This is a genomic window from Streptomyces sp. 8K308, assembly GCF_004348315.1.
Lineage (GTDB): Bacteria > Actinomycetota > Actinomycetes > Streptomycetales > Streptomycetaceae > Streptomyces.
In genome coordinates this window covers 20,894-30,586 of the sequence record NZ_SMKC01000051.1, presented here as the reverse complement: position 1 = coordinate 30,586, position 9,693 = coordinate 20,894, and the positions used below count along the sequence as shown (strand labels likewise).

The 9,693-nt window shown below is 70.1% G+C and carries 8 protein-coding genes and 1 tRNA gene; 8 read left to right on the top strand and 1 reads right to left on the bottom strand.

The annotated features are described in order from the left end of the window. The 3 genes from E1265_RS10715 to pyk form a co-directional block, all read left to right on the top strand. A partial coding sequence (locus tag E1265_RS10715; RefSeq protein ID WP_243740683.1) for a pyridoxal-dependent decarboxylase occupies positions 1–912 on the top strand: 912 nt, incomplete at its 5' end. Next, on the top strand, positions 909–2,312 hold the full coding sequence (locus E1265_RS10710; RefSeq protein WP_132930023.1) for a SidA/IucD/PvdA family monooxygenase: 1,404 nt from the start codon (positions 909–911) through the stop codon (positions 2,310–2,312). The genes E1265_RS10715 and E1265_RS10710, both read left to right, overlap by 4 nt. Positions 2,313–2,457: 145 nt before the next feature. Then, positions 2,458–3,891 (top strand): pyruvate kinase, encoded by a 1,434-nt coding sequence (pyk, locus tag E1265_RS10705; protein ID WP_132930022.1) that lies wholly within the window; start codon positions 2,458–2,460, stop codon positions 3,889–3,891. Positions 3,892–3,957: 66 nt separating this feature from the next. On the opposite strand, the gene E1265_RS10700 is transcribed toward pyk, so the two are convergent. After that, positions 3,958–4,040 (bottom strand) — tRNA-Leu (locus tag E1265_RS10700). A 93-nt stretch (positions 4,041–4,133) separates the two neighbouring features. On the opposite strand from E1265_RS10700, the gene E1265_RS10695 reads away from it, so the two are divergent. The 5 genes from E1265_RS10695 (at position 4,134) to E1265_RS10675 (ending at position 9,656) form a co-directional block, all read left to right on the top strand. Further along, a complete protein-coding gene (locus E1265_RS10695) occupies positions 4,134–4,808 on the top strand; it encodes a response regulator (protein ID WP_132930021.1) in 675 nt (224 codons plus the stop codon). A gap of 326 nt (positions 4,809–5,134) precedes the next feature. Continuing rightward, positions 5,135–6,304, top strand: coding sequence for a branched-chain amino acid ABC transporter substrate-binding protein (locus E1265_RS10690; RefSeq protein ID WP_132930020.1), 1,170 nt, complete (start codon positions 5,135–5,137; stop codon positions 6,302–6,304). A 90-nt stretch (positions 6,305–6,394) separates the two neighbouring features. Continuing rightward, a complete protein-coding gene (locus tag E1265_RS10685) occupies positions 6,395–7,318 on the top strand; it encodes a branched-chain amino acid ABC transporter permease (protein ID WP_132930019.1) in 924 nt (307 codons plus the stop codon). Continuing rightward, positions 7,315–8,685 (top strand): branched-chain amino acid ABC transporter permease, encoded by a 1,371-nt coding sequence (locus tag E1265_RS10680; protein WP_132930018.1) that lies wholly within the window; start codon positions 7,315–7,317, stop codon positions 8,683–8,685. Before E1265_RS10685 ends, E1265_RS10680 begins: the two co-directional genes overlap by 4 nt. Then, positions 8,682–9,656, top strand: coding sequence for an ABC transporter ATP-binding protein (locus tag E1265_RS10675; protein ID WP_132930017.1), 975 nt, complete (start codon positions 8,682–8,684; stop codon positions 9,654–9,656). The genes E1265_RS10680 and E1265_RS10675 overlap by 4 nt, the downstream gene beginning before the upstream one ends. The last annotated feature ends 37 nt before the right edge of the window (positions 9,657–9,693 follow it).

Genomic DNA, 9,693 nt, shown 5'->3' with positions numbered 1-9,693 from the left:
CCCCAGGTGCTGCCCACCCCCGCCGGCATCCTCGACCCGGCCGCAGTGGCGGACGCGCTGCTCGGGATCGACGCCCTGGCCTGCGTCCCCACCGGCCCTTCGCCCGCGCTCGTGGTGGCCACCGCCGGCACCACCGACAGCGGCGCCGTCGACCCGCTGCCCGCCCTCGCCGACGCCGTCGCCGCCGCGCGGCACGGCGGGCGGCCCGTCAGCCTGCACGTCGACGCGGCCTACGGCGGCCCCCTCCTCCTCAGCCCCACCCACCGGCACCTGCTCGCCGGCCTCGACCGCGCCGACACCGTCGGCCTCGACCTGCACAAGCTCGGCTGGCAGCCCGTCGCCGCCGGGGTGCTCACCGTGCCCGACGCGGCCGCCCTCGCCCCCCTCGGGCAGCGCGCCGACTACCTCAACGCCGAGGACGACACCGAGGCGGGGCTGCCCGACCTCCTCGGCCGCTCTCCGCGCACCACCCGGCGACCCGACGTCCTGAAGATCGCGGTGACGTTACGCGCCCTCGGCCGAGCGGGCCTGGCGGTCCTCGTCGACCGCGTCTGCGCCGCGGCGGCCGACCTCGCCGAGCTGATCGCCGCCGAGCCCCGGCTGGAGTTGCACTCCCGACCGACCATCAGCACCGTGCTGTTCCGGCCCCTCGGCGCGACCGACGCCCAGGTCGCGGCCGTCAGGCGCCGGCTGCTCGTCGACGGTCGCGCCGTCCTCGGCCGCGCCACCACCCGCCGCCCCGGCGGCGGTGCCCCGGCCCTCTGGCTCAAGGCGACCCTGCTCAACCCCCACGTCCACCACAGCGACCTGGCCGCGGTGATCAAGCTCGTTCTCGACCAGCACGACGGCACGGACGACGCGGCCCACCACTCACGGCACCAACGGCACGACCCAGAAGGACCCCGGCGATGACCACCAATGACACCGAAGCCCCGCTCGACCTCGCGGGCATCGGCATCGGCCCCGCCAACCTGTCGCTGGCCGCCCTGAGCTACCCCATCCCGGGGCTGCGCGGCGCCTGGTACGAGCGGCGCCCCGACTTCCAGTGGCACCCCGGGCTGCTGATCGAGGGCACCACCCTCCAAGTCCCGTTCCTGGCCGATCTGGTGACGCTCGCCGACCCCACCAACGCCTGGAGCTTCCTCAACTACCTGCGGCACCAACAGCGCCTCTACCCCTTCTACTTCGCCGAGCGCTTCCACAGCCACCGCACCGAGTACGACGCCTACTGCCGCTGGGTCACCCGCCAGCTCCCCGGCCTGAACTTCGGTCACCAGGTCGACGCCATCCGCTGGAACGCGGAGAACGCCGTCTTCGACCTGGACTTCACCCGCCTCGGCCCGCAGGGCGAAGCGGAGGCCGTCGGCCGGGCCCACGCCCGCAACATCGCCATCGGCGTCGGCACCGCGCCCCACATCCCCAAGCCGCTGCGCCCGTTGGCCGAGATCACCACCATCCCGGTGATCCACTCCGCCGACTACCTCGCCCACCGCGACCGCTTGCTCGCCGCCGACCACGTCACCGTCGTCGGCTCGGGGCAGTCGGGGGCCGAGGTCTTCCTCGACCTGCTGCGCCGTCGCCCGGAGGGGCGCGAGCGGCTGCACTGGCTCAGCCGCACGCCGGCGTTCGCGCCGATGGAGTACAGCCGGCTCGGGCTCGAACACTTCACGCCCGACTACGCACGCTACTTCTACGAGCTCCCGGAACCCACGCGGGACGAACTGGTGGGCCGGCAGTGGCAGTTGCACCGGGCGATCGACCACGAGACGCTCGCCGCCATCCACGACGAGCTCTACCGTCGTTCGGTGCGGGGGAGTTGGCCGGACGTCGTGCTCACCCCCGGCGTCAGCGTCCGCACCGCCGGTCGGCTCGGCACCTCCCAGATCGAGCTGCACCTGGAGCACGAGGAGCAGGGCGAGCGCTCCCGGCTCACCACCGGCGCCCTGGTGCTGGCCACTGGCTACCGGGAGCGGTCGCTCGACCCGTTGCTGCCCGCCCTCGACCAGGCGCTGCGCCGCGACGCGGCGGGCCGGCCGCGGATTCACCCCGACTACCGGCTCGACCTGGACCCCGCCATCACCGGGTCGATCTTCGTGCTCAACGCCGAGCGGCACACGCACGGCGTCGGCGCGCCGGACCTCGGGCTGCTCGCGTACCGCAGCGCCGTCATCCTGAACGCGCTGACCGGCGAGCGCTGCTACTCGTTGCCCGATCGGGCGGCGTTCACCACCTTCGGGCTGCGCGCCGACGCCGAGCGCCGGCGCACTCCGGAGTTTGCGACCCGAGGGAGAGGGCACTCTCCTTTTCGTTAGGCGAGATGAGTTACCCATAAAGCGGAGCTCAAAAGAGCGAGGTCTTGCTCATTCCGTGAGTTGTCAGTCTCCTCTTCAAAACCCGGCCGTCGCCTGGTCACTTTCGGATAGCCCTCTACTCATCGGTAACTCCTACAGTTGGCCTATGCGCCGAGCAAAAATCGTTTGCACACTTGGGCCAGCTACCGACTCATATGAGCGCATCGTGGCGCTTGTCGAGGCCGGAATGGATGTGGCGCGGCTCAACCTCAGCCATGGCGCCCATCGAGAGCACGAGCTGCGCTACCAGCGGGTCCGCCGCGCCGCTGAGGAAATGGGGCGTAGCGTCGGAATTCTCGCGGATCTCCAGGGTCCCAAGATCCGGCTCGGCAGCTTCAGGGACGGCCCCGTCCTCCTGGAGACGGGCGACGAATTCACCATCACCACGGAGGACGTGGCCGGAGGCCCCAACCGCTGCGGCACCACCTATCCCGGCCTCGCCGCCGACGTCTCCGCCGGCGAGCGCATTCTCGTCGACGACGGTCGGGTCGCGCTCGAGGTGACCGCGGTCGAGGGGCCCGAGGTGCGCACCGTCGTGGTCGAGGGGGGTCTGGTCTCGGACCACAAGGGCCTCAACCTCCCGGGTGTCGCGGTCTCCGTCCCCGCCCTCTCGGGCAAGGACGTCGAGGACCTCCGCTGGGCGCTGCGCACCGGCGTGGACGTCATCGCCCTCTCCTTCGTGCGCGGCGGCGACGACATCAAGGACGTGCACCGGGTGATGGCCGAGGAGGGGCGGTTCCTCCCCGTCATCGCCAAGATCGAGAAGCCGCAGGCCGAGGAGAACCTCAGGGACATCGTCGACGCCTTCGACGGGATCATGGTCGCCCGAGGCGACCTGGGCGTCGAAGTGCCCCTGGAGTCCGTGCCGTTGGTGCAGAAGCGGGCCGTCGCGCTGGCCCGGCGCAACGCCAAGCCGGTGATCGTCGCGACCCAGATGCTCGACTCGATGATCGAGTCCTCCCGGCCCACCCGCGCCGAGGCGTCGGACGTGGCCAACGCCGTGATGGACGGCACCGACGCGGTGATGCTCTCGGGCGAGACCAGCGTCGGCCGCTATCCGGTCGAGACGGTCCGCACCATGAGCCGCATCGTGGCCGCCGCCGAGGACGAGATGCTCTCCCGCGGCCTGCCGCCGCTGACCGAGTCCACCAAGCCGAGGACCCAGGGCGGCGCGGTGGCCCGCGCCGCCGCCGAGGTCGGCGACTTCCTCGACGCGAAGCTGCTGGTCGCCTTCACCCAGAGCGGTGACACGGCCCGCCGGCTGGCCCGCTACCGCTCGCCGATCCCCGTGGTCGCGTTCACGCCCGACCCCGCCACCTACGCCCAACTGACCCTGACCTGGGGCGTGGAGACCCATCTGGTGCCCACCGTGCAGACCACCGACGAGATGGTCGCGCAGATGGACGAGCGACTGCTCAGCAGCGGTCGCTGCCGCAAGGGCGAGATCGTGGTGATGACGGCGGGCTCCCCGCCGGCCACCCCGGGCACCACCAACCTGGTGCGGATCCACCACGTGGGCGAGGACGACGCCCCGCGCTGACGCGCGGGTGGCGTGGGCCGAGACCGTTCCCCCGGACGGGCGTGGGAGAAGAGCGGGACGAGAGGGTGCCGGGTGCGGGATTCGAACCCGCAAGCCCTTACGGGCAGAGGTGTTTGAGACCTCCGTGTATGCCGTTCCACCAACCCGGCTGGGGAGCGCCCCGCGAGTCTATCGGCTCAGCCGCCGCGGTGACGAATGGGTACTCTCATGAGTGCCCCATCAGGCAGGAAACGAGGAGCATCGTGAGCACCCCCGACGTCCCCGACGAGCCCACCACTCCGGCCACCGCCGCCGAGGCGGACACCGCTCATGTCCCGCCGAACACCACCCGCGTCGTCATCGCCGAGGACGAGGCCCTGATCCGGCTGGATCTCAAGGAGATGCTGGAGGAGGAGGGGTACACGGTCGTCGGCGAGGCCGGGGACGGCGAGCGGGCCGTGGAGCTGGCCCGTGAGCTCGGGCCCGACCTGGTGATCCTCGACGTGAAGATGCCGGTCATGGACGGCATCTCGGCGGCCGAGAAGATCGCCTCCGAGTCCATCGCGCCGGTGCTGATGCTGACCGCGTTCTCGCAGCGCGACCTCGTCGAGCGGGCGCGGGACGCGGGGGCCATGGCGTACCTGGTGAAGCCGTTCAGCAAGAGCGACGTGGTGCCGGCGATCGAGATCGCGGTCTCGCGGTTCAACGAACTCAAGAGCCTCTCCAAGGAGGTCGCCGACCTCGCCCAGCGTCTGGAGACCCGCAAGCTGGTCGACCGGGCGAAGAGCGTGCTGCAGACGCAGTACGGGCTCACCGAGCCGGCGGCCTTCCGGTGGATCCAGAAGACCTCGATGGACCGCAGGCTCTCCATGCACCAGGTGGCGGAGGCGGTCATTCAGGACGCCGAGGAGAAGCGGCAGAAGCAGCAACAGAGGTAACGGTTCGGACACGCGTTAACTTCCTGTTAATTCGCCACATTACGGGTCAGAGCGCGCCCGGGGTTTCGACCCCCGGGTGCGCTCTTTGCGTATGGGAACACTGGGTTCCAGGATGAGTGGATCTTGGGTAAAACGTCCGGTGACCGGTGAGCCGTGTTCTGTTTCCGGCATGTGCCAGAGGTCACGAGGCGATCACATCTGTCGCTGTGGTGTGTTCGTGCAGCACACGGGGCAATAGATTCCGCTGCACGCCGCACCGGTGTGCCTTGCGCATGGGAGCTGTGCGGTGACGACACACGTCTGGCTCGCTCCAGGGGGTTCTGGCAGTGCTCAACAAATCCATCGCGCGGTTCGCGATACCTGTCGTGGCCGGCGCGCTCGTGCTCACCGCCTGTGGCGATGACGGCGGCGGTGGCGGCGGCGGAACGACTTACAAGATCGCTTATCAGGGACCGCTCTCCGGGCAGAACGTGGGCCTCGGCGAGAATATGCAGAACGGCATTCAGCTCGCGATCAACGAAGCCAACGAGTCGGGCGACTACGACTTCGAGCTTGAGTACTTCGCGGCCGATGACCAGGGCTCGGAAACGCAGGCCACCGCGGCCGCGCAGAGCGCGATTGACGACACCGACGTCATGGCGGTGGTCGGCCCCGCGTTCTCCGGCCCGACCAACGTCTCCGCCCCGCTCTACGGGCAGGCCGGCCTGGCCGCCGTCTCCACCTCGGCGACCAACCCGACGCTGACTGAGCAGGACTTCGGCACCTTCCTGCGGGCCGTCCCCAACGACAACGCCCAGGGCGCGGCGATGGCGGACTTCCTGGCCGGCACCGACGGCGTGGAGAGCGTCGTGGTGATCGACGACGTCTCGCCCTACGGCGAGGGCCTCGCGGACGTCGCCGAGGCGGACCTGAACGACGCCGGCCTCTCCGTCACGCGGCAGAGCGTGCCGGCCGACACCGTCGACTACGGCAACGCGGCGCGTTCCGTGGTCGAGTCCGGCGCCGACGCCCTGATCTACGCGGGCTACTACGAGGCGCTCGCCCCGTTCGCCACCCGGCTGAGCGAGGCCGGGTACGACGGGATCGTGATCTCCGGTGACGGCTCGAACGACGACGAGCTGATCAACCTGGCCGGCGGCGCTGTCGAGGGCTACTACCTGACCTGCCCGTGCACCGACGCCACCCAGGAGGAGGGCACCCAGGCCTTCGCCGAGCGCTACGAGGCGGAGTTCGGCGTGGCGCCCGGCACCTACTCCGCCGAGTCCTACGACGCGGCGAACATGATCATCGAGCAGATCGACGCGCTGCACGCCGAGGGCGGCGTCGACCGCCAGTCGCTGTACGAGGCGCTGGCCGGCGCCGAGTACGAGGGCCTGACCAAGAGCTTCTCGTTCGACGAGAACGGTGAGTTCACCCAGCAGGCGATCTTCATGTACCAGGTCCAGGACGAAGCCATCGGCTACGTCGGCGCCGTCGAGGAACTCGTCGGCGGCTAGCTGTCGGCCGGGCCGGCGTGGAGGGTGACCCGATTCCGTCCCGCCGGCCCGATTCGCCCGCCGCTGTTTTTCCCACAAGGAAGTCCATCCATGTCCCTTTCCGATATCTGGGACGTACTTGTCCTGGGTGTGGTGCTCGGCTCGCTGTACGCCGTCATCGCCATTGGTTACACGCTCGTCTACGGCGTGCTGCAACTGCTGAACTTCGCCCACAGCGAGGTCTTCATGGCCGGCGGATTCGGGGGAGTCATCGCACTCACCCTGATCGAACCGCCCACCGATCCATCGGGCGTGCAGTCCGTCCTCTTTGTGCTGCTCGGAATCCTCGCGGGCGCCGCGTTGGGTGGCCTGGTCGCGTTCGGACTCGAAAAGGCGGCGTATCTGCCGCTGCGCAGACGGAACGCCCCACGCCTCGTCTTCCTGATCACGGCGATCGGCGCCTCGTTCTTCCTGTACAACCTGGCCGGCAAGCTGTTCGGGCGCTACCCCATGCCCATGCCGTCCATGTACGAGAACCGGAGGCTCTTCACGCTCTTCGGCGCGCCGGTCAGCGTGACGCAGTTGATCATCGTGGTCACGGGCGTCGCGATGCTGATCACGGTCGACTTCGTGGTCAACCGCACCAAGCTGGGCTCCGGCATCCGGGCGGTCGCGCAGGACCCCGAGGTCGCCTCGCTGATGGGCGTGAACATCGACAAGGTGGTCTCGCGCACCTTCGTGCTCGGCGGCCTGATGGGCGGGGTCGCCGGCTTCCTGTTCGGCACCAACCTCCAGGTGGACTACCAGATGGGCTTCCTGCCGGGCATCACCGCCTTCGCGGCGGCCGTGCTCGGCGGCATCGGTAACGTGCGCGGCGCCATGCTCGGCGGGCTGACGCTCGGCGTGGTCGAGTCGTTCACCGTCGAGCTGTGGGGCGACGCCTGGCGCTACGTCGGCGCCTTCGTCGTGCTCGTGCTGGTGCTGATGTTCCGCCCGACGGGCATTCTGGGCGAGCGTGTGGGGAGGGCGGCATGAGTGCCGATGTGAGCGTCCGCAAGCCGCTCTCGGCGGCGGCGAGGCTGCGGCAGCGTCGCTGGTACCAGCAGCCACGCTGGCAGCGCCTGTTCGCCATGGTGGTGCTCGCCGTGGTGATGGCGCAGGTGACCGGCGTCCAGGGCGAGCGGGGCGACCTGTTCCACGCCCTGCAACAGAACTTCCAGAACACCGGCATCCTGGTCTGGCTCGTGATCCTGGTTGGCGTCTGGGCCGTCCGCGAGTTCTACGGCGAGCGGGTCGGCGCCCAGAGCCGGCGCGTCGGCGGCGAGGTGGCCCGCCCGTTCCGCCGGGTCTCCGAGATGGTGCGCGGCCAGCGCGCCTACCGCTACGGCGGCCTCGGCGCGCTGCTGGTGTTCCTGATCGTCCTGCCGCTGATGGTCTCCACCTTCTGGCAGCAGGTGCTGGTCGACCAGGTCGGCATGTACGTGATGGTCGCGATCGGCCTCAACGTCGTCATCGGCTGGGCCGGCATGCTCGACCTCGGCTTCATCGCGTTCTTCGCGATCGGCGCCTACAGCGCGGCGTTCTGGACCGGCGGCCTGCCGGTCGAGCCGCCCGTCGAGCTCAACAACTTCCTGGTGATCCCGGTCGCGGTGGTCACCTGCCTGATCGCCGGCGTGCTGCTCGGCGCGCCGACGCTCCGGCTGCGCGGCGACTACCTGGCCATCGTGACGCTCGGCTTCCACGAGATCGTCTACCTGGTGGCCAGGAACTGGACAGAGTTCACCGGCGGCACCCGGGGCGCCCCCGGCCTCGACCGGTTCTCCGTCGACCTGGGCTTCTGGTCCTACGACTGGGAGCTCGACCCGCAGCCCTACTACTGGCTGCAGCTCGCCTTCGTGGTCGTCGTGCTCGTCCTTTTCATCAGGCTCGAGCACTCCCGCGTCGGCCGCGCCTGGACCGCGATCCGCGAGGACGAGGTGGCGGCGGCCGCCACCGGCGTCGACACCATCCGCTTCAAGCTGCTCGCCTTCGCTATCGGCGCCTCCACCTCGGGCGTCGCCGGCGTGATCTACGCCAGCAAGCAGGGCTTCATCAACCCCGAGCAGTTCATCGTGATGATGTCGGTGCTCGCCCTGTCGTACGTGGTGTTCGGCGGTATGGGCTCCATCCCGGGCGTGCTGCTCGGCACGGCCATCCTGGTGTGGCTGCCCGAGTACCTGCGGGACACGGTCGACCCCCAGGACCGGTTCCTCTACCTGGGCGGGCTGCTGGTCGTGATGATGATCTACCGGCCGCAGGGGCTGTGGCCCTCGCGGCGCAGGCAGCACGAATTGAAGTTGGCCGAGGAGGGCACGGGCGGCGCCGACGCCCTCGGTGGCAAGACCGGAGGTGCGCAGTCATGACCACCGAGATGCAGGATGCGGCGAAGGCCACGACGGCCGAGGGCGGCCCGACCGGCGACGTGCTGGACGCCACCGGCGTGACGCTCAGGTTCGGCGGCCTGACCAGCCTCGACGGAGTCGCGCTGCGCATGCGGCGCGGCGAGATCCTGGCGGTGATCGGGCCGAACGGCGCGGGCAAGACCTCGCTGTTCAACTCGCTCACCGGGGCGTACGTCCCCCAGGAGGGCACGATCACCTTCCGGCCTCGGGCCGGCGGCTCGCACGAGCTGCGCGGCCAGAAGCCGCACCGGGTGAGCCGCCTCGGCGTGGCCCGCACCTTCCAGAACATCCGCCTGTTCGGCGCGTTGACCGTCCTGGAGAACGTCAAGATCGCGGTCGAGACGCGGCAGCGCACCGACGCCGTCTCCATCATGCTCGGGCTGCCCAACGCCCGCAGGGACGAGCGGGAGAGCGACCGCAAGGCGCACGAGGTGCTCTCCTTCGTCGGGCTCGAAGGCCGGATCAACGAGCTGGCGTCGGCGCTCAGCTACGGCGAGCAGCGGCGCCTCGAGATCGCCAGGGCCCTGGCGACCGCCCCGGAGTTGCTGCTGCTCGACGAGCCGGCGGCCGGCACCAACCCGACCGAGAAGCGGGACCTGGAGGTGCTGATCCGCCGGATCAACGGCGAACTCGGCGTCAGCGTGCTGCTGATCGAGCACGACATGCGCCTGGTGATGTCGGTGGCTGACCGGGTGGTGGTGCTGAACTTCGGTAAGAAGATCGCCGAGGGGACGCCCGCCGAGGTACAGCAGGACCCGGCGGTGATCGAGGCGTACCTGGGCGCCTCGGCCGACGACGACGAGCAGGCCGCGGTCGCCGAGTTGGTGGCCGAGCAGGCCGAGCACGCGGCCCAGGCGGCCGCCATCCCGGAGGCGAGGACCGGCGACGCCGAGAAGCGTGCGGCGGCGGACGGCGAGGAGGAGTCGACGTGAGCACCGAGGTGGAGCAGGGGCCACGGCGGTCCGCCGA

Bases quoted from the DNA above. Each gene is read 5' to 3' on its own strand.
- E1265_RS10685 (WP_132930019.1), top strand. From the start codon at position 6,395: ATGTCCCTTTCCGATATCTGGGACGTACTTGTCCTGGGTGTGGTGCTC.
- E1265_RS10710 (WP_132930023.1), top strand. From the start codon at position 909: ATGACCACCAATGACACCGAAGCCCCGCTCGACCTCGCGGGCATCGGC.
- E1265_RS10680 (WP_132930018.1), top strand. From the start codon at position 7,315: ATGAGTGCCGATGTGAGCGTCCGCAAGCCGCTCTCGGCGGCGGCGAGG.
- pyk (WP_132930022.1), top strand. From the start codon at position 2,458: ATGCGCCGAGCAAAAATCGTTTGCACACTTGGGCCAGCTACCGACTCA.
- E1265_RS10675 (WP_132930017.1), top strand. From the start codon at position 8,682: ATGACCACCGAGATGCAGGATGCGGCGAAGGCCACGACGGCCGAGGGC.